Origin of the sequence: Streptomyces sp. NBC_01439 (assembly GCF_036227605.1) — a bacterium.
Taxonomy (GTDB): Bacteria; Actinomycetota; Actinomycetes; order Streptomycetales; family Streptomycetaceae; genus Streptomyces.
On record NZ_CP109487.1, the window covers coordinates 7,958,510 to 7,983,590 of the forward strand.

Genomic DNA, 25,081 nt, shown 5'->3' on the forward strand with positions numbered 1-25,081 from the left:
ATGGACCGCGAGCTCGAAACCACCCTCGTCACCCTGGAGGAAATCGCCTCCGGGGCAAGGGAGTTACATGCTGTCCGTCATCCGCTCGGATTCCTCTGCCTGCCACTGCTGAGAGAGGGGCCGCGCGGAATCTGCGTGCATCTCTTCGAGATCGGCAACCGTGCCGATCCGGAGGCGTCACCGATGCACGCCCACAGTTGGGAACTGCGCAGCCGCGTGCTGTACGGGCGGGTGGCGAACCTCCCCGTACGGACGAGCGCGGTGCGGGACGGCGAGGAGGGCGCCACTCACCGGGTCTTCGAGGTGTTCAGCGGGAGCGACGGCGTGGACGAGATCCGGCCGACCCCCCTCCTGGTGCGGAGCGAGCCCGGCCCCGCCCACGTCAGCGCGGGCGGCCAGAGGTACACCCTGGCGGCCGGCGAGTTCCACGCCACCGCGCTGGAGGGCGTGGAGCCCGCGGCCACCCTGGTGCACGGCACGTCGATCCCCGGGCAGCTCGACCTCTCGCTCGGCCCGCTCGACGGCCGGCCGCGCCGCACGACCCGCCGGCTGTGCGACACCGCGCAGACCGTGCGCAGCGTCCACACCGTCCTCAGGAGGATCGATGCCGAGCAGCGGGCCTGATTTCGACCACGAGAGGCGGGTCGCCGTCGCCGCGGCGGAGGAGGCGGGCGGCCTGCTGCGCACGCGTTTCGGCACGGCGCGGTGCGTGCGGACGAAGGGCGGGTCCGGGGACGTGCAGGTGGACCTCGACCTCGCCGCCGAGGAGCTCGTGCTCGGCCGGATACGGCGCCACTTCCCGCACGACCGGATCCTGTCCGAGGAAGCCGGGCTGCTCGAGGCTGCGGGCGAACGGACCTGGCTGGTCGACCCGTTGGACGGCAGCAACAACGTCGTGATCGGGCTGCCCACCTACGCCGTCGGGATCGGATTGTGCCTGGGTGGCAACCCCGTGATGGGAGTGGTGCACGAGCCGGTCACCGGGGAGACCTGGCACGCGGTCAGGGGGTACGGGGCCCAGGGGCCGTCCGGCGCGCTGCCCGGCCCCGACCCCGCCCTGCCGCGCCCCGGCCCCGTCGTCGCCTGGACCCAGGGGTACGCCGTGGAACGGGGCGACGTGACGGCGGTGGCCCTGCGCGCGGTGCTGGAGCTGCGCTGCCGGCGCGTCCTGCAACTGTGGGCGCCGCTGCTCGGCTGGAGCCTGCTGGCGCGCGGCACCATCGACGCCTTCGTCGGCTACCGCGCCGAGGGCGTGGACCTGCCGACCGGGGCGCTGCTCGCGGCCGAGGCGGGCGTGGAGCTGCGCACGCTGTCCGGGACGACCTTCAGACCCGGCTTCGCCGGGGCCGACACCGGGCGCAGCTTCGTGGCGGCGCGCGGCGAGACCCTCGCGTACCTGCTGGGGGAGGTGGGGGCCGTCACCCCGGGAGCCTAGGTCGTGGCCGCCAGCGCCAGCGTCGCCGCCAGGGTGCCCGCCACCGCCAGCACGAGGCCCGTACCGAAGAAGCGGCCCAGGTCGATCCGGGTGCCGTGCCAGCGGCAGCGCTCGAACCACAGGAGGGTGGCCAGCGAGGCCCACGGCGTGATGACCGGTCCCACGTTGACGCCGATCAGCTGGGCGAGCAGCTGCTCGTGGTTGGCCACCGGGATCGCCGCCTCGCCCGCCAGGTAGGCCGGGAGGTTGTTCAGCACGTTCGAGAAGCCCGCGCCGACCGCCGCCGACCGCAGCATTCCGACGACGTCGTTGTCCGAGCCCATCGCCGCCGCGAGGATCTCGTGCAGTCCGTGGGCGTTGACCGTCTCCACGACCAGGAACATTCCCGGGACCAGGACGAGGAGCCGCCAGGGGATCAGGGACAGGCGCAGCGCCTCGCGGCCCCGCACCCAGAAGGCCACGACCACGATCAGCGCGGCCGCCATCGACGCCGACCACAGCGGCACGTCGGCGAGCAGGATCGCCAGCAGGAACCCGGCGCACGCCACCGCGCTCACCCGGAACAGGACCGGATCCGCGGGGCGCGGCAGGGGCGGAGGGACGTACCGGGTCTCGGCGCGGCGCCCGGGGCGCCAGTAGAAGACCCACAGGCAGGCCATCGTGACCGCGATGGCGGCCAACTGCGGCGCCCACATGGTGGCGGCCATCTCCGACGGGGTCAGCGCGATGCGGTCCGCGGCCAGCAGGTTCGTCAGGTTCGATACGGGAAGCAGCAGGCTGGCCGTGTTCGCGAGCCACACCGTGGTCATCGCCAGCGGTACGGGTGCGATGCCGACCCGGGTCGCCAGCGCCAACATCACCGGGGTGAGCAGGACCGCCGTCGTGTCCAGGTTGAGGGTGATGGTGGTGACGGAGGCGAACAGCACGCAGAGGCAGAAGAGGAGCGGGTACCTGCCGCGCCCCGCCCGGGCCACCCAGGTGGCGACGACGTCGAAGACCTCCGCCTTGCCGGTCAGCTCGGCGAGGACGATGACGGTCGCGAGGAACACCACCAGCGGACCGATGCGCTCCAACACGTCCGCGGCGGGTCCTGTGGGCAGCAGGCCCGTGGCGACGCACAGCGCACCGAGTGCGAGCAGGCCGCCGGCCAGCCAGTCCAGTGGATGCAGACGCCTGAGGAGGGACACGGCGAACAGGTTCGCACACACGCACGCCCCGACATCAGACGGGGCGGAAGGAATCGGACAGGTCCGCCCGGGCGGGGTGTCCGACGCCCCGCGGGAGACCGTCCCGTCCTTGCCGGGACAAACCCGCCGCCGGGGGTGCGGCCCTACGATGGAGTCATGATGACGGACGGGCAATTCGGCGCTCCCGCAAGAGAGTTCGACTTCTTCATCAGTTACTCCCCGGCAGACGAGCAATGGGCCGCCTGGATCGCCTGGACCCTGGAGGAAGCCGGTTACCGCACGGTGGTGCAGGCCTGGGACTTCGTACCGGGAACCAACTTCATAGACTTCATGGACCGGGGGGTCAGCGAGTCCCTGGCGGTCATCGCCGTACTGTCCCGCCACTACGAGCGTTCCACCTACGGTCGCATGGAATGGCAGGCCGCGCTCCGGGCCTCGCCCGAGTCGCCCGAACGGAGGTTGCTGACCGTCCGGGTGGACGAGATCCCGATCGAGGGACTCCTCGCCACGATCACCTACGTCGACCTCGTCGGCGTGGCGGACATCGATGCGGCCCGCTCCCTGCTGCTCAACCGGGTCGGGCAGGCCGTCGACGGCCACGCCCGACCGGGTCGCCGTCCCGGCTTCCCGGGAACCGGGAGCGGGAGCGGGCCGGGACCCGTCCGGCACCCGGAGCAGCCCAATCCGGGGCAGCCGCAGCCGAGCGCGCTCGCCGGCCCCGGCTGGTCGGGACGCCGGCGGCCCGCCAGGGCGCCGCTCTACCCGCAGGCCGCCGCGGCCGGCCACCGGGCCCGGGACACGGTGACCGTCCTGCACCTGGCCGGCCCCGACTTCGGGCGCGGCCGCGAACCCGACTCGCTCAGCCGGCAGATCCGCGGCGACCTCATCATGCTCAGGGACGCCGGGGCACCCGCCCCCGACCTGATGGTGGTCACCGGTGACCTCACCGCCTCCGGCAGCCCGCGCGAATGCGATCAGGCCCTCACCTTCCTCACCGCCCTGCGCTCCCAGCTCGACCTGTCCCCCCAGCGGGTGATGGTGGTACCGGGCGCACAGGACGTGAACCGGGCCGCGTCCCAGGCCTACTTCCACACCTGCGAGGCCGACGAGGTGGCACCCCAGCCGCCGTACTGGCCCAAATGGCGCCACTACACCCGGCTGTTCCGCGGCCTCTACCAGGGCCTGGACACGGTCTTCGACAGCGACCAGCCCTGGACCCTCTTCCCGGTGCCCGAACTGAGCACGGTCGTGGCGGGATTCAACTCCTCCATGGCCTACAGCCACCGCGCCGAGGAGCAGTACGGCTTCATCGGCCGCGACCAGGCCGCCTGGTTCGCCGAGGCCATGCGCCGGTACGAGGAGGAGGGCTGGCTGCGCATCGGCGCGCTCCGCCACCCGCTCACCGACGGCCGCCGCCCCGGCGACGCGGTCGGCGGCCCCGGCGGGCTGCGGGACGTCGACACCTTCGCCCGACTGGCCGCCCCGCGGCTCCACCTGCTGCTCCACGGGCCGACCGGCGGCCCGCGCACCACCACCTCGGCCCCCAGCCGCACCCAGCTCGCCGGGGCTCCAGGGGCCACAGGGTCTCCAGGTGCCACAGGGGGTCCAGGAGCGCCAGGGCCTTCCCCGACGTCCGGGGGCGCCGGTGAGCTGCCCCTGTTCGGCTCGGCGGCCCCCGCCAGGTTCCAGTTGCTCCAGGTCGGTGCCGAGGGCGTGACCCGCTGGGACGACCGGATCACCTCCGTGTCCGAGAGCTTCCCCGCCACCTGGCGGCAGACCCGCCGGGTCTTCCCCGTACCGGAACTCCCCGCCGTCATCAACGTCGAGCGGGCCGGCGGCCGGGCTCCCCTGGACGACCCGGCCGCCTCGCTCGCCGAACGGGTGAAGGAGATCTGCCGCGTGCGCCGGGAGGGCGTACGGCTGCGCGACGTCCCGCGCCGCGAACCCGGCGACATGGTGCAGATCATGGCCACCTGGCGGGAACAGGAGGACGGCGTCGTCCAACAACAGCGCATAGCCGTCCACCCCGGGAGCCCCACCGAGGAGGAAGTCGACCGCTTCATCGCCCAGGTGCACGCGACCGACACCGGCTCCGAAGCCGTCCTGGTGTACGCGGGCGACGCACCGGCCGGCGGCCTGCGCCGCCGGGCCGCCGCCCACGGCGTCCGGGTCCGGGTCCGCAGCTTCATCGAGTTCCAGGGCCTGCTCGACCTCCGGGGCTACGTCGCCGCGCAGACGGCCCGGCTGAGCAGCAGCGAGCAGTACGCCCCCGGCCTCTACCTGCCCCAGCGCTACCGCGACGCCGACCGCCCCGACGGCCAGGACGGTGCCGTCCAAGAACGCGACGGACTCGTCGAGGAACTGCTGGAGCTCCTGGAGTCCGACCACGGCCGGTTCGTCCTGCTCCTCGGCGACTTCGGACACGGCAAGACCTTCGCGCTGCGCGAGCTCGCCCGGCGCATCTCCGAACAGCTCCCGCACCTGACCCCGCTGCTGATCCCGCTCAACTCCCTCGACCGGGCGCACAGCCTCGAAGGCCTGGTCGCCGCGCACCTGGCCGGCCACGACGTCGACACCATCGACCTGCGGGCCCTGCGCTACATGCTCGCCCAGGGCCGCGTCGTCCTGCTCTTCGACGGCTTCGACGAACTGGTCAACCGGGTCAGCTACGACCGGGCCGCCGACCACCTCCAGGTCCTCCTCGACGCGGCCGTCGACCACGCCAAGATCGTCGTCAGCAGCCGCACCCAGCACTTCAAGTCGCACGCCCAGGTCCTCACCGCACTCGGCGAGCGCGTCGGCCTGCTCCCGCAACGCAGGATCCTGGCCGTCGAGGGGTTCACCCCCGCCCAGATCCGCTCCTACCTCGTACGCAGCTACGGCGACGAGCGCGCCGCCGACCGCCGCTACCAGCTCCTGCGCAACATCCCCGACCTGTTGATGCTGTGCCGCAATCCCCGGCTGCTCTCCTTCGTCGCCGATCTGAGCCAGGACCAGCTGCGCGCGGTCGCCGGAGCGGGCCGGGCGCTCAGCCCCGCCCGGCTGTACGAGGACGTGTTCACCTCCTGGCTCGACCACGAGGAACGGCGCGGCCAGGGCGGGCCCGGCGCGCCGCCCGGGCTCACCATCGACCAGCTGTGGGCCGCGGTCACCGCACTGGCTTGGCGGCTGTGGGAGAGCGGCCGCAGCGCCCTGCGGCTCGACGAGCTCACCGAGACCGTGGCCGGCACCCTCAGCGAACTCACCGAGTCCCCGCTCACCCCCTCCGAGCGCGCCCAGGCGGTCGGTGCGGGCAGCCTGCTGGTCCGCAGCGACGACGGGGTCTTCCAGTTCATCCACGGTTCCGTCATCGAATGGCTGGTGGCGCGCGAGGCCGCCCGCCAGCTCGCCCGCGGACAGCACACCCTGCTCCTCGCGCGCCCGCTCAGCCAACTCGCCGTCGAGTTCTTCTGCGACCTCGCCGACCACGAGCAGTGCGCCCGCTGGGTGCGCGACGTCCTCGACGCCCCGGGGCGGGCGGTCAGCGAGGCCGCCCGAGCCAACGCCGTCCGGATCTCCGACCGGCTGCGGGTGCCGGCCAACGCCGACCTGCGCGGCGCCCGGCTGGCCGGTGAGGACCTCTCGCACCGCGACTTCTCCGGGGTCGACCTCTCCGACGCCGATCTGACGGACGCCCGGCTGATCGGCGCCAACCTCTCCGGCGCGCTGCTGCGGGGCACCCGGCTGATCGGCTCCCGCTTGGACGGGGCCGACCTGAGCGGGGCCGACCTGACCGGCGCGAACCTCAGCCGGTCCCGGCTGACCCGGACCGATCTGCGGGGCGCCCTGCTGACCGGAAGCCGCTGGCACCGGGCCGCGCTCATCGACACGACGATGGATGACGCGGTGCGGTCGGCCCCCGAGCTCGGGACCGCCGCGATCGCCCCCGGGATGCCCGTGGACGCCGGGTTCCGGCCCTCCGCCGTCGGGGTCCCGTACGGCTTCGGCATGCGCACCAGCCGCCTGCCCGAACCCATCGCTTACAGCAGCGACGGCGAACTCCTCGCGGTGGGCAGCGAGGACGGCTCCGTCCTGGTCTGCGGCGCCGACGACGGCCGCGCCGTGCGCACCCTCCAGGGGCACGAAGGGCGCGTGTACGCGGTGAAGTTCCGGCCGGACGTCATCGCCACCGGTGGCTCCGACGGCGCGGTGCGGCTCTGGGACCCCGTGACCGGGGCGTGCCGGCACCACCTGCGGGTCCATCCCGACGGCGTGTGGCCGGTCTCCTTCGACGCGGACGGCACGCTGCTCGCCACCGGCGACAGCGAGGGCCTGGTCACGGTCTGGGACACGGCCACCGGCCAGCCCGTGCACCGGCTGCCGGGCCACACCGCGCCCGTCTACACCGCGGTCCACGGACCGGACGGGCTGCTGCTCACCGGGGACGCGGGCGCCAAGGTACGGCTCTGGGACCTGAACACCGGGCACTGCGTCCGGGAGGTGGACGGCCACCAGGGGGCCGTCTACCGGGCCCGGTTCAGCCCCGACGGGACCCTCTTCGCCACCGCCGACCGGGGCGCGCCCGGGCAGGGCGGCACCGTGCGGATCTGGCGGACGGCCGACGCGCAGCTGCTGCACGAGTTCACCGGACACACCGGCCGCGTCTACGTCCTCGACTTCCACCCCGAGGGCAACCTCCTCGCCAGTGGCGACACCGACGGTCAGGTGCGGCTCTGGGACCCGGTGGTCGGCACCCCCGCCGGAATCCTCGAACGGGGTACCGGAGCCGTCTACCAGGTGCTCTTCGGCGACGACGGGAAGCTCCTCGCGGCTTGCGACAGCAACGGTGCGGTCCGGCTGTGGACGGTCACCGGCCGCCCCCACGGGTACACGATCGCCCTCCACCCCCAGCAGCCGACCGAGCACCGCGGCACGGCCTGGGCGTGCGCCTTCCGGCCCGGCGACAGCCAATTGCTCACCGTCGGCAACGACGGCGGCGCGCAGATCTGGGACGCGGCCACCGGCCAGGGCAAGCGCATCCTGCGCGGCCACGGCCGCCGGATCAGCGGTGTCGCCTTCAGCTCGGACGGCACGCAGCTGGCCACGGCCGGGAACGACGGGGTCGTGCGGCTGTGGGAGACGCGCACGGGCCGGCGTACGGAAGAGCTCACCGGGCGCGGCGACCGGTTGGTCTCGGCGGCCTTCAGCCCCCTCGAAGCCCTCCTGGCCACGGCCAGCAACGACGGCGACATGTACCTCTGGGACCCGGTGGGCGGCGAGTACTTGAGGGAGCTCGACGCCGAGACCGAACACGTCTGGGCGGAGGCCTTCAACGCCGACGGGGCCCTGCTCGCCACCGCCAACGACGACGATTCCGTACGCGTCTGGTTCCGCCCCACGGGTTCCCCCGTGTCGACGCTGACCGAGCACCGGGGCCGGGTCCGTTCGATCGCCTTCCGCTCGGACGCCGACGTACTGGCCACCGGCTGCGACGACAGTTTCGTACGGGTGTGGGACGCCAGGAGCGGAGCCCTCGTGGAGCAACTCGGCGGGCACGCCGACCGGGTGTACGGCGTCGCGTACGGACCGGGGAGCGCCTGGCTCGCCAGCGCGAGCTGGGACGGTACGGCCGTCGTCTGGCGGGACGGGCGGGCGGACCTGCGCCTGCGCGGACGCGGCGGCAGGCTGTGGGCGGTGGCCGCCCACCCTGGCCGCCCGCTGCTGGCCACCGGCGGCGACGACCGGGCCGTCGGCCTGTGGGACGCCGAGACGGGCGAGCACCTCACCGACCTCGTCGGTCACACCGGCCGGGTGCTCTCGCTCGCCTTCTCCCCGGACGGCACGACCCTGGCGAGCGGGGCCGAGGACGGCACCGTACGGCTGTGGAACGTCCCGGCGGACGGGGAACCGCCCTCCCTGCGCGCGACGCTGATGGGCATGGCGGGCGGCTGGGCGGCCCTCACACCGGCCGGCGGATACAAGTACGAGGGTGACGTGGCCGGCGAGTTCTGGCACGTCGTGGGCATGTCCCGGTTCACCCCGGGGGAGCTCGACGAGCACCTGCCGGGCATCCACCGACTGCCGCTCGGCGAGGAACTCTGACGCCCCGAACGCTTGGCGGAGGTGGTCCCGGCTACGGTTGGTCCGCATGACGCACACCGAAACAGAGGTCACCGCGGAGCTGGTCCGGGACCTGTTAAGCGACCAGCACCCCGACCTGGCGGACCGCCCCGTACGGTTCGGCGCCCGTGGCTGGGACAACCAGCTGTGGCGGCTCGGGGACGACCTCGCCGTCCGGCTGCCCTGGGCGACCCCGTCCGCGGACGCGCTGCTGCGCAAGGAGCACGCCTGGCTGCCCGCGCTCGCCCCGACCCTTCCCCTGCCCGTTCCCGTCCCGCAGCGCATCGGCGAACCCTCCGAGAGGTTCCCGCGCCCCTGGATCGTCACCACCTGGGTGCCCGGCGAGCCCGCCGACCGCGCCCCTGCCACGAAGGCCGGCGACGCGGCCGAAGCGCTGGCCGCCTTCCTGACGGCCCTCCACCGACCCGCTCCCGACGGGGCACCCGTCGGGAACCACGGTCGCGGGGGGCCGCTGGCGGACCTCGCCGACGGGTTCGCCGAGGGGCTCGCCTCGGCCACCGGGATGGGGCTGATCCCCGACCCGGACGCCGTCCGCGCGGTCTGGGAGGACGCGGTCGCCGCACCCGTCTGGGAGGGTCCTGCGATGTGGCTCCACGGTGACCTCCATCCGGCCAACGTCCTCACCGCGGGCGGCACCTTCTGCGGCGTGATCGACTTCGGTGACCTCTGCGCGGGCGATCCGGCCTGCGACCTCGCCGCCCCCTGGATCCTGCTGCCGGACGGCGCCGCCGACCGCTTCCACGCCGTCTACCGGCCGACCCCGGACGAGGCCACGCTGCGCCGTGCCCGCGGCTGGGCCGTGCAGCGCGCCCTCGGCGGCATCCTCATCGGCGAGGCCGGCGTCCGCGGCCGACCGGGCGGCAAGCCCACCTGGGGCCCGCCCGCCCAGGCCACACTGCGCCGCCTCGTGGCGACGGCCGGCTGACCGGCGCCCGGATCAGGCCTTCGGGAAGGCCAGCAGGGCCACCGGAGCCGAGGTCGGCTGCGGGGAGCCGCCGGCCGGTTCGACGGTGACGCCCATCCCCGAGGCCGTGTTGACCGGGCCGTCGAGGAGGGTGGCCGTCGCCGGGGCACCGCTGTCCATCAGCCCCGCCGAACGCATCTTCCCGCCGTCGTCGTACCAGAGCTGGTACACCTTCCCGCTGGGCGGCGCCGGCAGGCCGGAGGCAGCGAAGACCGCCTGGTTGCGGGCGGCCGACACGACCACCGTGCCCACCGCTCCGCCCCGCAGCGGCGCCGTGGTCACCCGGGCGTCGGCGGCCGCGAGGACCGAGCCGACGGCATCGTTCGTGAGTCGGGCCTGCTGCGCCTGCTGCCGGGCGTCCTCGGCCTGTTCGTACTGCGCCACCGCGACACCGCCGAGCGCCACGGCCCCCGCGATGCAGGCCGCCAGGGCCCAGCTCGGCACCGGCCGCCAGCGGGGTCGTACGTGGCCGCCGCGCGCGGCCCTGACCGTCGTGGGCCCCTCCTGGCGCACCGTCGCGATCCGGCGCATCACCTCGTCCCGCAGCGTGGCACTCGGCGGCGCCGCCACGGCGAGCCCGAGGCGCGTGACGGTCTCGGAGAACTCCCGGACCTCCTGCGTGCAGGACACGCAGTCGGCGAGGTGCCGCTCGACGGCGGCCCGCTCCTCCGGTTCCAGGGCGTCGAGCGCGTACGCGCCCGTCAACGTGTGCGGATCCGCGGCGTTCACACGCCCACCCCCAGACAGTCACGGAGCCGGATGAGCCCGTCGCGCAACCGTGTCTTCACGGTACCCAACGGTAGGGACAGCAACTCCGCGACCTCCCGGTGGGTCAGGCCGCGGTAGTACGCCAGGGTGACCGACTGGCGCTGCAGTTCGCTGAGTCCGTTCAGACAGCGCCGCACCTGTTCGCGTTCCAGCCGGGTCTCCACCTGCTCCACCACCTCGTCGTAGGCCGTGGTGTGGTCCAGCAGCGCCGCCCGCTTCTCGCGGTTGGTCGACGCCTGCGCGGAGCGCACCCGGTCGACGGCCCGGCGGTGGGCCAGGGTCAGCACCCAGTTCATCACCGAGCCCCGCGCGGGCTGGTAGCGGGCGGCGGTCCGCCAGAGCTCGACCAGTACTTCCTGGGCGACCTCCTCGGACTGGGCCGGGTCCCGCAGCACGGTCCGCACGAGGCCCAGCACCGGGCCCGACACCGCCTCGAAGACGGCCGTGAACGCCTGCTGATCACCGCGGGCCACTCGGCCCATCAGTTCCGGCAGGTCGGGAGCGGCCGACGGATGCCGGCCTATGCGCACGTTCTCTCTCACCGGGGAGGTCCTCCAGGAGTACTCGGTTGCACAGCTCATTCGGAGCCGCGGGGCAGGGGGATCGGTCGCGGCGGACATTTCCTTCAGCCCGCGCGGCGATATTCGACAATCTGCGCTGATTGCCACTCTTTCGGGTGATACGGCCATCCGGATGGGGGGCGGGGCCGAATAGGCGGCGTGACTCACCGGTGGGTGAGTCCCGTAGACGCAGGAGAGACCATGAGCATTCACACCTTCCGTCGTACCGCCCTCGTAGTGACCGCCGCAGTGCTGCTTCCGCTGGCACTGTCCGCCTGTTCGGAGGAGAGTACGAGCAATCAGGGTGCCGCCGCGCCCGACGCGGTCTCCTCACCCCAGCCGATCGGCGACACCGACACCGGTGCGGGCGGTCCGTTCGGTCCGGCGTGCGCCTCGGTGCCCAAGAGCGGCGCGGGCTCCTTCGACGGCATGGCGATGGACCCGGTCGCCACCGCCGCCTCGAACAACCCGGCGCTGTCGACCCTGGTCGCGGCCGTGAAGAAGGCCGGCTTGGTGGACACGTTGAACAACGCCCAGAACATCACGGTGTTCGCGCCGACCAACGACGCGTTCGCGAAGATCCCGAAGGCGGACCTGGACAAGGTCCTGGCCGACAAGGAGACCCTGACCAAGATCCTCACGTATCACGTGGTCGGCGAGAAGCTCACCCCGCAGCAACTGGGCAGCGGCTCCTTCCAGACCCTTCAGAAGGGCATGATCACCACCAAGGGCTCGGGCACCGCCTACCAGGTGAACGATTCCTCCAAGGTGGTCTGCGGCAACGTTCCCACCGCCAACGCCACCGTCTACATCGTCGACACGGTCCTCATGCCGAAGTAGGCACGCTCCGGACGATCAGCTCGTGGGCGGCGGTCCGTGCATCCAGCCGGGCCGTGCCCCCGGAAGAGCTCCGGGGGAACACCCGCGATACCCGATCGGAGCAACTCCATGACGGACGCACAAGGACCCTCGGTCCCGGGGACCCGGTGCCTGGTCACCGGAGCCACCGGCTACATCGGCGGCCGGCTCGTGCCCGAGCTCATCACCGCGGGCCACCGGGTGCGCTGCCTCGCCCGCACCCCGGAGAAACTGCGCGACCACCCCTGGGCGGGGCAGGCGGAGATCGTCCGCGGTGACGTCACCGACGCCGCGTCGCTCGCCCCCGCCCTGCAGGACGTGGACGTCGCCTACTACCTCGTGCACGCCCTCGGCACCGGGCGGGACTTCGAGCACACCGACCGCCTGGCCGCCCGGAACTTCGCCGAGCAGGCCCGCGCCGCCGGCGTCCGCCGCATCGTCTACCTGGGCGGACTCACCCCGAGCGGCGTTCCCGACCGGGACCTCTCGCCCCATCTGCGCTCCCGCGCCGAGGTCGGACGCATCCTCCTGGACTCCGGCGTCCCCACCACGGTGCTCCGCGCCGCCGTCATCATCGGCTCCGGCTCGGCCTCCTTCGAGATGCTCCGCTACCTGACCGAACGACTGCCCGTGATGGTCACCCCCAGCTGGGTGCGCACCCGGATCCAGCCCATCGCCGTCCGCGACGTACTGCGCTACCTGGTCGGCAGCGCCGGCATGCCCGCCGAGGTCAGCCGCGCCTTCGACATCGGCGGCCCCGACGTCCTCACCTACCTCGACATGATGCGCCGCTACGCCCGCGTCGACGGGCTGCCCCAGCGGCTCATCCTGCCCGTCCCCGTCCTCACCCCGCGGCTCTCCAGCCACTGGGTCGGCCTGGTCACCCCGGTGCCCCGCGCCATCGCCCGCCCCCTCGCGGAGTCCCTCAAGTACGAGGTCGTCTGCGACGAGCACGACATCGCCACCTGGGTGCCCGACCCGCCCGGCACCCCCCTCGACTTCGACACGGCCCTCACCTACGCCCTCAAGAAGGTCCGCGAAGCCCAGGTCCTCACCCGCTGGTCCTCCGCCTCCGTGCCCGGCGCGCCGAGCGACCCGCTGCCCACCGACCCGGACTGGGCCGGCGGCAGCCTCTACACCGACGTGCGCGAACGCATCGTCGAGGCCTCGCCGCAGGCCCTGTGGCGGGTCGTGGAGGGGATCGGCGGGGAGAACGGCTGGTACTCCTTCCCGCTCGCCTGGGCCGTCCGCGGCCGGTTCGACCGGCTCGTCGGCGGCGTCGGACTGCGCCGGGGCCGCCGTGACGCCGCGCACCTGCGGGTCGGCGACTCCCTGGACTTCTGGCGGGTCGAGGAGATCGAACGGGGCCGCCTGCTCAGGCTCCGCGCCGAGATGCGGCTGCCCGGGCTCGCCTGGCTCGAGATGTACGTCGAGCACGACGGGGACGGCCGCACCCGGTACCGGCAGCGGGCGCTCTTCCACCCGCGCGGCCTGGCCGGTCACCTGTACTGGTGGAGCGTTTCGCCGTTCCACGCGGTGGTCTTCGGGGGCATGGCCCGCAACATCGCGCGCACGGCGGCGGATGACGACCGCGGCCCGGCCGCACTCCCGGGATCCGCCGCGCCCCCCGCATCCGCTGCATCCGCCGCAGCCGCCCGCGCCGAATGACGGGCAAGGCCAGCCCAGCGACCACCGCGCGGCACCTCCGGGGCCCGCCCGGTGGCCCGATGCCAGGAGCAGCACCATGAACGTCTCGGTCGTCCTGTTCACCTCGGACCTCCGCGTCCACGACCATCCGCCGCTGCGCGCCGCGCTGGGCCCGGGGAACGAGACCGTTCCGCTCTTCGTCCGGGACCCGGCGGTCGACCGCGCCGGCTTCGCGGCGCCCAACCGGCTCGCCTTCCTCGCGGACTGCCTGGCCGGACTCGACTCCGAGCTGCGCGAGCGCGGCGGCCGGCTCGTGGTGCGCTCGGGGGACCCCGTCGCCGAGGTGTGCGCCGTCGTACGGCAGGCCGACGCCGACGAGGTGCACATGGCGGCCGGGTGCAGCGCCTTCGCCCTGCGCCGCGAGCAGCGGCTGCGCAGCGCACTGGAGGCCGACGGGCGGCGCCTGTACGTCCATGACGGCGTGGTCACCGCCCTGCCCGCCGGCGCCGTGACACCGAGCGGATCCGATCACTTCGCCGTCTTCACCCCGTACTTCAGGCGCTGGTCGGGCGAGCGGTTGCGCGAGCCGCTCGCGCCGCCGCGCGAGGTACGGGTGCCCGGAGCGATCCGCTCCGAGGCGCTCCCGTCCCGCGCCGCGGTCGCGGCCGTCTCGGCGGGCCTGGCCACCGGAGGCGAGCCGGAAGGCAGACAGCGGCTCGTGGACTGGCTGGGGAAGTACGCCGACGGGTACGAGGAGGGCCACGACGACCTTCCCGGCGACGCCACCTCCCGCCTCTCCCCGTACATCCACTTCGGTGCGGTCTCGGCGGCCGAGGCCGTGCACCGGGCGCGGTCCCGGGGCGGGGCGGGCGCCGAGGCCTTCGTACGGCAGCTCTGCTGGCGCGACTTCCAGTACCAACTCCTCGCCGCCCGCCCCGGCGCCGCGGCCCGCGACTACCGCACCCGGGCCGACCGCTGGCGGCGCGGCAAGGCGGCCGAGGCCGACCTGCTCGCCTGGAAGGAGGGCCGCACCGGTTACCCCGTGGTGGACGCGGCCATGCGGCAACTCGCGCACGAGGGCTGGATGCCGGGCCGGGGCCGGCTGCTCGCCGCGTCCTTCCTGACCAAGACGCTCTACATCGACTGGCGCGCCGGAGCCCGCCACTTCCTCGACCTGCTGGTCGACGGCGACGTGGCCAACAACCAGCTCAACTGGCAGTGGGTGGCCGGTACCGGTACCGACAGCCGCCCCAACCGGGTGCTCAACCCGGTGATCCAGGGCAAGCGGTACGACCCCGACGGCGCGTACGTACGGCGCTGGATTCCGGAACTCGCCGGACTGTCGGGCCCTTCGGTCCACGAGCCCTGGCGGCTGGCCGGCCCCGAACGGGCCCGGTACGACTACCCGCACCCGCTGGTCGGGCTCCCGGAGGGGCTCGCCCGCTTCCGGCAGGCGCGGGGCAAGGACGGCCCGTGACACCACCGGCTGTCGGGGGCCACCGCCGGGTGCCAGACTGGACGGGTGTTCGCAAGACGCCCGGTCCGGGCCCGTCACGTGTCCGCCGCCGCTGTCACCCTCGCCGTCTCGCTCGCGCTGTGCGCGGGGGCGGCGCCCGGGGCGGCCCGGGACGACGGGGACGATCGGGCCCGCCCGGTGGACATCGGTGGCGGTCGCCGCGTGCTGCTGGACTGCCGCGGATCCGGATCCCCCACGGTCGTGCTCGTGTCCGGTGCCAGGGGCGCGTCCGACGAGTGGACGCACATCGCGGACGCCGCGCGTCCGGGGGCCGAGCCGAAGCCCGATCCGTCGGCGGTGCTCCCGGAGGTCGCCCGGTTCACGCGGGTGTGCGCCTACGACCGTCCCGGCACGACCCGGCTGGACGGTACGCCGAACCGTTCGACTCCGGTCACCCAGCCCACCACGGCGGCGGCGGGCGTCGGGGACCTGCGGGCGGTGCTCGACGCCGCCGGTGAGCAGCCGCCGTACGTACTGGTCGGTGCCTCGTGGGGAGCGATGATTGCCTCGCTGTTCGCGCGCACCGAACCGGCGCGGACCGCCGGGGTGGTGACCGTCGACGGCGCCTCCCCGTTCCTCCAGGACACCCTGACACCGGCCCAATGGTCGGCCTGGATGGACAAGGTCCGGGCCATGGACACCGGGAAGGGCCTCGAAACACCGGACTACCCCGGCGCCGTGCGGGAGCTGCGCGGGGCGCCGGCCCTGCCCCGGGGCCTGCCCGCCGTCGTGCTCACCTCCGACCACCCCTGGGACCTGTCGGTCGGAGGCGGATCGACCTGGCCGGCCTGGCTGGCCGCCCAGCGGCGCCTGGCGGAGGACCTGCGGGCCCGGCACGTCACCGACACCGACAGCGGCCACGGCATCGCCGTCGAGCAGCCGCGGCTCGTCGCACGGGCGATCCGTGACGTGGTCGAGCAGGCCCGCGCCGGTCAGGAGCGGTGAGGGGCCGCTCCGGCGCCTCCCCGTCCCACCGCGGTCGTGGTGGTCGTCGCCGCCTCGCACAGTCCGCGCAGCAGGCCCAGGGCCTCCCGCAGTCCGCCGGGGCGGAGCATGCCCGGGGCGGGTACGGGTCCCGCCCAGCCGGGGCCCGCCAGGAGGACCGTGGTCCGGGCCCGGGCGCCCTTGACGCCCCAGGTGGTGTCGGCGACGTGCCGGGCCAGAGCGTGGTGCGCGGTGGAGCGGGCCTGGGCCCACAGCACGACCGCGACCGGTCCCGTCCGGCGCACGGCCTGGTCGAGCGCCTCGGGCGGCACCGCTGCCCCGAACATCCGGGCGGGCAGTCCCAGTTCGGCGAGACCGGCGGCGAGCGCCTCCAGCGGGAGCGTGTGCTGCTCGCCCGGTACGCACGCCAGCAGGATCGGGGGAGCGCTCGCCCGGTGTCCGGACGGCGCCCCGATGCCCACGCGGCGCAGCGCGGTCGAGACGTGCCAGGAGAGCAGGTGTTCGACCTCGACGTACTGGTCGCCCGAGGTCTCCCACTTGCGCCCCACGGCGTGCAGGGTCGGCACCATCACCTCCTCCCACGTGGCGACCAGGCCGTACTCGCCGATCAGGGAGCCGAGCATCTCGTCCATGGTCGGTGAATCGAGGCGGACGGCGGCCCGGCCCAGACCCCGGCACTCCTGGCGCACGTCGCCGAGCGGCAGGCCGTTGCCCGAACCCGGCTGACGGGCCGGTGTGGCGGCAGCGGGCGCCGAGGGCGCGGGCGCGGCGGGCTCGGCGGGTTCGGCGGGCGCCGTCCCGGCCAGGGCGGCGCGCGCGGCTTCAGCGGGCGGTACCCCCGACGCGGTCAGACGGCACATCTCCTGCAGGACGGCGATGTCCCCGGAGGTCCACCGCCGGTGCCTGCCGTCCTGGCGGGCGGCCGGCCCGATGCCGTACCGCCGGTCCCAGGACCGCAGTGTCGTGGGGGCGACTCCCAGCCGGCGCGCCACGGCTCCGGTGGTGATGCCGTGCGGGGGCCGCGCCAGCTCGGCGGGGTGTGCGGGCTCGTTCATCTCTCCATCATGCGACGCACAACCGATGCGAGTGGAATCGATGCGCGGACGGGTCGGAATCTGGACGGGAACCGGCCCCGGCCCCCGAGGAGCAGTCGCCATGACCGCACAGAGCGTCACCGCCCGGCCGTCCCCCGTGCCCGCGGCCCGGGAGCAGCTTCTCGACCACGAGGTCGCGATGGGTTTTGTACACGGCGACGAGCGGTGCCTGAGCGCCGCCTACCGGCGCTGGGGCGGACTCGTCCTCGCCCTGGCGGCCCGCACCCTCGGCGATTCCAGGGAGGCCGAGGACGTCAGCCAGCAGGTCTTCCTGGCCGCCTGGCAGGGCCGCGCCAACTACCGGCCGGAGCGCGGCCCGTTCCCCGGCTGGCTGGTGGGCATCACTCGGCGGAAGATCGCCGACGCGCTCGCGGCGCGTACCCGCAGGCTCGATCTGGTGTCCGCGGCCGGCGCCGCCCTGCCGCCCCCGGGTGAGCCGCCGGCGGGTCCGGAAACCGTCCTGGACCGGCTGCTCGTCACCGGCGAACTGGCGAAACTGCCCCGCGCGCAGCGGGAGGTGCTGGCCATGGCGTTCTACGCGGACCTCACCCAGGCCCAGATCGCCGAGCGCACCGGACTGCCGCTGGGCACCGTCAAGAGCCACGCCCGGCGGGGGCTGCACCGGATGCGCCACTGCCTCGGCGGCGAGGCGCGCGGGGGCGGCGGCGGGGGTGGAGCGGGGGAGTCGGCCGGTCGCGGGCGCACCCGCCGGAACAAGATCCCATCCGCGGGCCGTCCTGCACCGAAGTACCCGTGAAACGCCCGGCACCGGCCGTGCGGGCAGGCGAGCGCGAGGGGTTGATGGACGTGGACCGGCAGAGAGTCGCTGTGGTGGGCGGGGGCGTGGCCGGGTTGACGGCCGCCCACGTCCTGCAACGCACCTACGACGTGGTGCTGTACGAGGCGGACGATCGCCTCGGGGGCCACGCCCACACCCATGAACTGCCCACCGAGGACGCGGGAACGGTCCACGTGGACAGCGGATTCATCGTGCACAACGAGCGCACCTACCCGCACCTGCTGCGGCTGTTCCGCGAACTCGGCGTCACCACCCAGGAATCCGAGATGAGCATGTCGGTACGGTGCGACGGCTGCGGCCTGGAGTACGCGGGCGCCCGGGGCGCGGCCGGACTGCTCGGCGGGGGCAACCTGCTGCGCGGTCGCCACCTGCGCATGCTCGCCGAGGTGCCGCGCTTCCACCGCGCCGCCCGCCGGACGCTCGCCTCCCCCGACACCGGGGAGACCCTGGGCGAGTTCCTCGACCGGCGCGGCTTCTCCCCCTACTTCGTGGGCCACTTCGCCATCCCGCTCGTCGCGGCCGTCTGGTCCTGCGCACCGGACACCGCCCTCCAGTACCCCGCCCGCTACCTCTTCCGCTTCCTGGACCACCACGGACTGCTCACCGTCAAGGGGTCCCCGCAGTGGCGTACGGTCACGGGCGGTTCGGCGAGCTACGTGGCCAAGGCCGCCAAGCACCTGACCTCCGTCCGCACCTCGACCCCGGTCCGGGCCGTCGTGCGCGCCGCCGACCACGCGCGCGTGCTCACCCCCGACGGCGACTCGACCCCGTACGCGGCCGTGGTCATCGCCGTCCACCCCGACCAGGCGCTGCGCCTGCTGGCCGATCCGACCGAGGACGAGGTCCGGATCCTCGGCGCGTTCACGTACTCCCGCAACCCCACCGTGCTGCACCGCGACACCTCGCTGCTGCCCCGCTCCGCGCACGCGCGCGCCTCCTGGAACTACTGGCTCCCCTCCTGCTCCGCCCGCCCCGAGAGCGTGCAGGTCAGCTACGACATGAACCGGCTCCAGCAGCTACCGACCGCCGAGCCGCACATCGTCACCCTCAACGCCCGCGGCCGGGTCCACCCCTTCGACGTGATCGCCCGCATGGTGTACGAACACCCGGTCTACACCCCCCGGTCCGTCGCGGCGCAGGAAGAACTGCCCCGGCTGAACACGTCCGTGACCGCCTTCGCCGGCGCCTACCACGGTTGGGGCTTCCACGAGGACGGCTGCCGCTCCGGCGTCGCCGCGGCCGAAGCCCTGGGGGTGCGGTGGTGAACGGCACCCCCGTGCGGCAGACCCCGCCCCGCGTACCGGCCCTGTACGAGTGCACCGTGGCCCACGCCCGCACCACCCCCGTCCGCCACGCCTTCCGCCAGCGCACCTACTTGTGGCTCATCGACATCGACGACCCACCCCGCATACCCCGGGCGCTGCGCCCGCTGGCCCGGTTCGACCCCCGCGACCACTTCGGCGGCCGGGCGCCCACCCTGCGCGCGGGCCTGCAGGCCCAACTCGCCGCCCACGGAGTGGAGAACGCCGACGGACGCGTCCTGATGCTCGCCCACGCTCGGGTCCTCGGCCACGTCTTCAACCCGCTGACCCTCTACTGGTGCCACGACATCGCGGGCACTCCGGTCTGCGTCGTCGCCGAGGTCCACAACACCTACGGCGAGCGTCACTGCTACGTGCTGCGCCCCGGCATCGACGGGCTGACCGACGTCCCCAAGGACTTCTACGTCTCGCCGTTCTTCGCCGTCGAGGGCTTCTACCGGATGCGGCTGCCCGTCCCCGGCGACCGCCTCGACCTGACCGTGCAGCTGCGCCACGACGACGGGACCTGCCCCTTCACCGCGACGGTGCGGGGCACGCACCGGCCCGCCGGTGCCCGCGCCCTGTTCGGCACCGCCCTGCGCCACCCGTGGTCCACGGCCCGGGTCTCCGCCGGCATCCGCTTCCACGGCATCCGCCTCTTCCTCCGCGGCCTTCCGGTCCGCCCCCGTCCCGTTCGTTCCCCGCAGGAAGGCACCCTGTGACCGTCTCGTACATCCCGGCCCGCGAGAGCGCGTTCGCCCCCGTCGACCTGGCGCGCTGGCCCGACGTGGCCCGGCCGCCCCGCGCCTCGGCCCTGCGCACGGCCGTCGCCGAGCGGATCCTCGGCCGTGCCCTCGACCGGCTCCCGCTGCGGGTCCGGCACGGGGACGGGGAGCCGTCCGCGTACCGTGTTCCCCGGCAGGAGGGCGCGCTGCCCACCCTCACCCTCCACGACCCCGGGGCCTTCCACCGCCGGATCGGCGCGGACGGCCTGATCGGCTTCGGCGAGTCGTACATGGCCGGGGAATGGGACAGCGACGACCTGGTCGACGTGCTGACCGTGCTCGCCACCCACGTCGACGACCTGGTGCCGGCGCCGCTGCGCCGACTGCGCGAAGCCTGGGTGCGCAGGCGCCCGGAGCAGCAGCGCAACACCCCCGAGGGGGCGCGGGAGAACATCCACCGCCACTACGACCTGTCCAACGAACTGTTCACCCTGTTCCTCGACCGGAGCATGAGCTACTCCTCGGCGGTGTTCGCCGCCTTCCCCGCCTCACCCAGCACCTTCACCGCCGCCCAGCACCGCAAGATCGACCGGCTCCTCGACCTGGCGGACGTCGGCCCGGGCTCGCGGGTGTTGGAGATCGGCACCGGGTGGGGCGAGCTGGCGATCAGAGCAGCCTCCCGGGGCGCCGACGTACTGAGCGTGACGCTCTCCGCCGAGCAGCGCGACCTGGCCCGGGAGCGCATCGCCGCGGCCGGCCTCCGAGACCGGGTCACCGTCGAACTGCGCGACTACCGGCACGTCGAAGGCTCCTTCGACGCCGTCGTCAGCGTCGAGATGATCGAAGCGGTCGGCGCCGAGTACTGGGCCACCTACTTCGCCGCCCTGCGCCGGCTCCTCGCCCCCGGCGGTCGCGTCGCCCTCCAGGCCATCACCATGCCGCACGAGCGCATGCTCCTCACCGCCCGCACGCACACCTGGATCAGCAAGTACATCTTCCCCGGCGGGGTCATCCCCTCCCGTGAGGCGATCGCCGGTGCGAGCGCCGCCGCCGGGCTCAGCACCGTGGCGGACGACGGCTTCGGCGACCACTACGCGGAGACGCTGCGGCTGTGGCGCGAGGAGTTCGACCGCCGGGCCGACTCCGTCGCCGCCCTCGGCTTCGACCGCACCTTCCACCGCATGTGGGAGCTCTACCTCGCCTACTCCGAGGCCGGTTTCCGCTCGCGCTACCTGGACGTGCGCCAACTCCTGCTCACCGCCGACCACGACGGGCCACGGGAGCCCCGATGACCGCCGGAGCCCAGGTCCAGGTCCAGGCCCAGGCGCTGTCCGCCGGCGTCGAGTGGGGCGCGCTGTCCGTGAACCTGGCCGTCGCGGCGGGCGCCGCGTTCGCCGTCATGCTGGTCACCTTCGCCGTGGCCGTCGTCAAGGGACTGCACCGGATCGTCGACATCGCCTGGGGAGTCGCCTTCGCCGCGGTGGCGCTCACCAGCTGGCTGCTGTCGGCCGGGTACGGCGACGACGGCCGCCGTCTGGCGGTCGCCGCGGCGACCACCGTGTGGGGGCTGCGCCTGGCCCTGCACATCGCCGGGCGCGGCCGGGGGCACGGCGAGGACCCGCGCTACGCCCGCATGCTCGCCCGGGCGCCGGGCAGCCCCCGGCTCTACGCCCTGCGCAAGGTCTACCTCCTCCAGGGTGCGCTGGTCTGGCTCGTGTCGCTGCCCGTGCAGGCGGCGTCGTACGTGCCCGTTCCCCTCGGGCCGCTCGCCGCCGTCGGCCTGCTGCTCTGGGTGACCGGACTGCTCTTCGAGGCGGTCGGCGACTTCCAGCTGGCCCGCTTCAAGGAACGCCCCGAGCACCGTGGAACGATCATGGACCGCGGCCTGTGGAGCTGGACCCGGCACCCCAACTACTTCGGTGACTTCCTCGTGTGGTGGGGTCTTTACCTGCTGGCCTGCGCGACCTGGCAGACTGCGGCACTCACGCTGGTCTCACCCCTGGTGATGAGCGCGCTGCTGATCTGGGGCAGCGGCAAGAGACTGTTGGAGGCGCACATGGCGGACCGGCCCGGATACGCCGCCTATGCCGCCCGCACCAGCGGGTTCTTCCCGCGCCCGCCGCGCCGCACGCACGGGGAGGCGGGGTGAGCGCCGGAACCGAGCGGAACACGGAGGCCACCGGCGAGGGCCGCGCCCTCGTGCTCCGTACGTCCCCCGCGATACCAGCGGCCGCGGTCCTGCTGCTGCACGGCGGGCGCGAGGAGGGGCCGGAGCCGCCGCCCCTGGTCAACCTGCCCGCGCTGCGGATGCGGCCCTTCGCGGCCGCCGTCGTCCGGGCGACGCGCGGACGCGACGTCCTCGTGGCGGAGGTGCGCTACCGGCACCGCGGCTGGAACGGCTCCCGCTGCGACGCCGCCCGGGACGCGGAGGCGGCCCTCGTGCGGCTGCGCGAGCTCGCCGGGGACGTACCGGTGGTCCTGGTGGGCCATTCGATGGGCGGCCGGGCAGCGCTGCGGGCGGCCGGCGCACCCCTGGTCCACGGCGTGGTGGCCCTCGCCCCCTGGTGCCCACCGGGCGAACCGGTGGACCACCTCGCGGGCCGGCGCCTCTACCTGCTGCACGACGAGGAGGACCGGGTCACCTCGGCCGCCGGGTCCTGGGAGTTCGTCCGCCGGTCCCGGCTCGCGGGCGCCGACGCCACCGCCATCCCGATGTTCACCGGCGGCCATGCGATGCTCCGCGGCGCGGGCGCCTGGCACCGACGTACCGCAGCGCTCGTCACCAGCCTGGTCACACGGGACTGAGCCCGCCCCAGGAGCCCTGTCCTCCGTCACACCGACCGCGATCCGGCTCCGGCCGGTGCCGTCCGTGGCAACCGTCCAGTCGTCGATGCCCTCCACCGGCTGCTCCAGCAGGGCCCGGGCCAGCGGTTGCGGACAGCCCGCCGCCCGGTACCCAACCGCCGAGCATTTCCGTCGCGGGGACGGTGGCCCGAGCGCCCCGGATCCAGTACCGCGGCATCGACCGCGTCCGGATCCAGGTCGCCGACGGACCGCAGGAGGGGAGCGATCTCGCCACCGAGGACCCGCGCGAGACCCTCCGCCGGTGGCCGGCACGGCGTCTTCGCCCTGGCCGATGGGCGCCGGACACGTGTCGGACCGGTGCCGGACGGGGCCGGAAACACCTTTCCGGCCGACCTGGGGTGGCACCTCGGCCAAGCCCGTGAGCAGGCCGGTACCCGCCTATTTGACGTGCACCTGCTGGGGCAAAATGGCAGATGTCACCGGCACATCGGTAAGGGAAGGTGTGGTCTTGGCGTTGCTGTCCTTACCGGTACGGCGCATACGGGCACTGCAGGGGACGAGGGGGGTGGCGTCGGGCCTGCAACGCGCCCAGTCCTTCCTGATCGTCGCCACCCTGCTGTACCGGGCGAGCCATCTCACGGTGGGCGCCCTCGCCGTCGCCCAGCGTCGGTCAGAACTCCCCCTCCAGTACGCGGGATTCGCCGTCGCCCTGGGGCTGAGCGCGCTGACCTACGGAGCCGCCCTGCGGCGCGGCTGGTTCGACCGGCGGCACATCTGGGCGGACGCCCTGGTCACCGGCTGCGCACTGCCCCTGGCCCTCTGGGCCTGGGGCGGCCTGCGCGAACCGCCCGCGATCGCCTGGGCCATGCTGCTCGGCGGCTCGGCGAGCGCCGTCGTCGCCATCTCCCTCCGACGGCTCCACGCCCTGATCGTGATCGGCCTCCTCATCGGCACCCACTTCATCGGCTACCACGCGGTCGGCGCGAGCCCCGCCGTGATCCTCGGCCACACCAACTCGCTGGTGTCCTCGGCCGTGATGACCTGGCTCTTCCGGTGGTACCTGCTCCGCCAGGGCCGCCTGCTCGACGAGGCCAACGCCCGCGCGGTGGCCGCCGAGGCCCACAAGGCGCGCTACGCCGAGCGGCTGGAACACCACCGGGCGCTCCACGACACCGTCCTCGCCACCCTGACCACCCTGGCCTCCGGCGCGGTCGACGCCAATGCCCCCGAGGTGCGCCAGCGCTGCGCCCGCGAGGCCGCGTACCTGCGCCGCCTGATCCAGCAGACCGCCGAAGAGGTCCACCACCGGGAGATCGGCACGGCCCTGGAAGAGGCGGTCGGACACGTCGAGAGCCTCCAACTGCGGGTCACCGCCCAGTACCACGACCTTCCGCAGGTGCCCCCCGCGGTCGCCGCCGCGCTGGGGGACGCCGTCCGTGAGGCGCTGAACAACGTACGGCGCCACGCGGGCACCGGACACGCCTACCTCACCGCCACCAGGGACCCGGACGGACGCGGGGGAGCCGTCGTCACCGTGGTCGACCGGGGGCCCGGATTCGACCCCGCGCGGTGCGAGCCCGGCCTCGGCCTGCGCGGTTCGGTCCACGGCCGGATGACGGAGGTGGGCGGCCGGGCGACCGTGGACACCGCCCCCGGCGAGGGCGTGAGGGTGGAGCTGAGATGGCCCGGGTGATCACCGTTTCGGTGGTGGACGACGACCGGATGCTCCTCGACGGCCTGCGGGCCTGGCTCGGCGGCGTGCCGGAGCTGCGGCTCGTGGCGACCGCCGCCACCGTCGGGGAGCTCCTCGGCGCACCTGACGCGCAACTGCCGTACGGCTTCGGGGCGACGGGCTACTCCCCGCCCGACATCGTCCTCCTCGATCTCGTCCTGCGCGACGGCTCCGCTCCCGCCGACAACATCCGGCGGCTGCTGCGGACCGGCAGCCGCGTCCTGATGATCAGCACGGTGCCCGACCGCTCCCGGATCATCGAAGCCATCCGGGCGGGCGCCGACGGCTACCTGACCAAGGACCACGACCTGCCCACCCTGGTCGCCGCGATCAAGGACCTCGCCTCGGGCCAGGGCGCCCTCTCCGCGGAACTCGCCTTCGCCTGCGCCTACGACGACAGCCCCGCACGCCCCCGCCTCTCGCCCCGGGAACGACAGATCCTCCTCGACTACGCCTCCGGACTGACCCTGAAGTCCGCCGCCCGGCGCGCCGGCATCACCGTCCACACCGCCAAGGACTACCTGGACCGGGTCAAGGCCAAGTACCAGCAGGCGGGCCGCCCCACCTACACCAAGCTCGACCTGGCCCAGCGGGTCCGGGAGGACAGTCTCGACGCGGGCTGACC

Annotated in this window: 20 protein-coding genes; 16 read left to right on the top strand and 4 right to left on the bottom strand. The window is 74.0% G+C overall.

The features are described 5' to 3' along the window. Together OG207_RS36340 and OG207_RS36345 are read left to right on the top strand one after the other, a co-directional pair. Positions 1 to 624 carry a hypothetical protein gene (locus OG207_RS36340; RefSeq protein WP_329108133.1) on the top strand — a complete coding sequence of 208 codons (624 nt, stop codon included), beginning with the start codon at positions 1 to 3 and terminating at the stop codon, positions 622 to 624. Then, positions 605 to 1,435, top strand: a complete 831-nt coding sequence (locus OG207_RS36345; RefSeq protein WP_329104740.1) for an inositol monophosphatase family protein — start codon at positions 605 to 607, stop codon at positions 1,433 to 1,435. The genes OG207_RS36340 and OG207_RS36345 overlap by 20 nt, the downstream gene beginning before the upstream one ends. On the opposite strand, the gene OG207_RS36350 is transcribed toward OG207_RS36345, so the two are convergent. Then, complete coding sequence (locus tag OG207_RS36350; protein ID WP_329104742.1) at positions 1,432 to 2,622, bottom strand: SLC13 family permease; 1,191 nt, start codon at positions 2,620 to 2,622, stop codon at positions 1,432 to 1,434. The two genes, OG207_RS36345 and OG207_RS36350, sit on opposite strands and share 4 nt — an antisense overlap. A 156-nt stretch (positions 2,623 to 2,778) precedes the next feature. Between OG207_RS36350 and OG207_RS36355 the strand changes: the two genes are divergently transcribed. Both OG207_RS36355 and OG207_RS36360 read left to right on the top strand, forming a co-directional pair. Next, entirely contained in the window at positions 2,779 to 8,703 is a 5,925-nt protein-coding gene (locus OG207_RS36355) for a TIR domain-containing protein (protein WP_329104744.1), read from the top strand. A 46-nt stretch (positions 8,704 to 8,749) separates the two neighbouring features. Continuing rightward, positions 8,750 to 9,667: an aminoglycoside phosphotransferase family protein gene (locus OG207_RS36360; RefSeq protein ID WP_329104746.1), complete on the top strand. Its 918-nt coding sequence runs from the start codon at positions 8,750 to 8,752 to the stop codon at positions 9,665 to 9,667. Between the two features lie 12 nt (positions 9,668 to 9,679). On the opposite strand, the gene OG207_RS36365 is transcribed toward OG207_RS36360, so the two are convergent. Continuing rightward, the gene (locus tag OG207_RS36365) at positions 9,680 to 10,435 is read right to left on the bottom strand and encodes an anti-sigma factor (protein WP_329104749.1); all 756 of its coding nucleotides are present in this window, start codon (positions 10,433 to 10,435) and stop codon (positions 9,680 to 9,682) included. Next, entirely contained in the window at positions 10,432 to 11,016 is a 585-nt protein-coding gene (locus OG207_RS36370; protein WP_329104751.1) for a sigma-70 family RNA polymerase sigma factor, read from the bottom strand. Before OG207_RS36370 ends, OG207_RS36365 begins: the two co-directional genes overlap by 4 nt. Positions 11,017 to 11,235: 219 nt before the next feature. Here OG207_RS36370 and OG207_RS36375 point away from each other — a divergent pair, with 219 nt between their 5' ends. The 4 genes from OG207_RS36375 to OG207_RS36390 all read left to right on the top strand — a co-directional run bounded on the left by OG207_RS36375 (position 11,236) and on the right by OG207_RS36390 (position 16,000). Further along, a complete protein-coding gene (locus OG207_RS36375) occupies positions 11,236 to 11,874 on the top strand; it encodes a fasciclin domain-containing protein (RefSeq protein WP_329104753.1) in 639 nt (212 codons plus the stop codon). A gap of 108 nt (positions 11,875 to 11,982) precedes the next feature. Further along, on the top strand, positions 11,983 to 13,560 hold the full coding sequence (locus OG207_RS36380; protein ID WP_329104755.1) for an SDR family oxidoreductase: 1,578 nt from the start codon (positions 11,983 to 11,985) through the stop codon (positions 13,558 to 13,560). Positions 13,561 to 13,636: 76 nt separating this feature from the next. Continuing rightward, on the top strand, positions 13,637 to 15,016 hold the full coding sequence (locus OG207_RS36385; protein WP_329104757.1) for a cryptochrome/photolyase family protein: 1,380 nt from the start codon (positions 13,637 to 13,639) through the stop codon (positions 15,014 to 15,016). A gap of 45 nt (positions 15,017 to 15,061) precedes the next feature. Continuing rightward, a complete protein-coding gene (locus OG207_RS36390) occupies positions 15,062 to 16,000 on the top strand; it encodes an alpha/beta fold hydrolase (protein WP_329104759.1) in 939 nt (312 codons plus the stop codon). Here OG207_RS36390 and OG207_RS36395 read toward each other — a convergent pair. Further along, positions 15,988 to 17,055, bottom strand: a complete 1,068-nt coding sequence (locus OG207_RS36395; RefSeq protein ID WP_329104762.1) for a cobalamin B12-binding domain-containing protein — start codon at positions 17,053 to 17,055, stop codon at positions 15,988 to 15,990. The genes OG207_RS36390 and OG207_RS36395 overlap by 13 nt on opposite strands. 100 nt (positions 17,056 to 17,155) lie before the next feature. On the opposite strand from OG207_RS36395, the gene OG207_RS36400 reads away from it, so the two are divergent. The 8 genes from OG207_RS36400 to OG207_RS36435 all read left to right on the top strand — a co-directional run bounded on the left by OG207_RS36400 (position 17,156) and on the right by OG207_RS36435 (position 25,079). After that, complete coding sequence (locus OG207_RS36400; protein ID WP_443072798.1) at positions 17,156 to 17,851, top strand: sigma-70 family RNA polymerase sigma factor; 696 nt, start codon at positions 17,156 to 17,158, stop codon at positions 17,849 to 17,851. A gap of 44 nt (positions 17,852 to 17,895) precedes the next feature. After that, complete coding sequence (locus OG207_RS36405; protein WP_329108137.1) at positions 17,896 to 19,158, top strand: NAD(P)/FAD-dependent oxidoreductase; 1,263 nt, start codon at positions 17,896 to 17,898, stop codon at positions 19,156 to 19,158. Continuing rightward, positions 19,155 to 19,916 (top strand): DUF1365 domain-containing protein, encoded by a 762-nt coding sequence (locus OG207_RS36410; protein ID WP_329104764.1) that lies wholly within the window; start codon positions 19,155 to 19,157, stop codon positions 19,914 to 19,916. Before OG207_RS36405 ends, OG207_RS36410 begins: the two co-directional genes overlap by 4 nt. Then, entirely contained in the window at positions 19,913 to 21,211 is a 1,299-nt protein-coding gene (locus OG207_RS36415) for a cyclopropane-fatty-acyl-phospholipid synthase family protein (protein ID WP_329104766.1), read from the top strand. Before OG207_RS36410 ends, OG207_RS36415 begins: the two co-directional genes overlap by 4 nt. Continuing rightward, positions 21,208 to 22,068 (top strand): DUF1295 domain-containing protein, encoded by an 861-nt coding sequence (locus OG207_RS36420; protein ID WP_402696142.1) that lies wholly within the window; start codon positions 21,208 to 21,210, stop codon positions 22,066 to 22,068. The genes OG207_RS36415 and OG207_RS36420 overlap by 4 nt, the downstream gene beginning before the upstream one ends. Further along, positions 22,065 to 22,724 carry an alpha/beta fold hydrolase gene (locus OG207_RS36425; RefSeq protein ID WP_329104768.1) on the top strand — a complete coding sequence of 220 codons (660 nt, stop codon included), beginning with the start codon at positions 22,065 to 22,067 and terminating at the stop codon, positions 22,722 to 22,724. Before OG207_RS36420 ends, OG207_RS36425 begins: the two co-directional genes overlap by 4 nt. A 565-nt stretch (positions 22,725 to 23,289) precedes the next feature. Then, a complete protein-coding gene (locus OG207_RS36430; protein WP_329104770.1) occupies positions 23,290 to 24,417 on the top strand; it encodes a sensor histidine kinase in 1,128 nt (375 codons plus the stop codon). Next, a complete protein-coding gene (locus tag OG207_RS36435) occupies positions 24,405 to 25,079 on the top strand; it encodes a response regulator (protein WP_030011604.1) in 675 nt (224 codons plus the stop codon). The genes OG207_RS36430 and OG207_RS36435 overlap by 13 nt, the downstream gene beginning before the upstream one ends. Positions 25,080 to 25,081 lie beyond the last annotated feature (2 nt).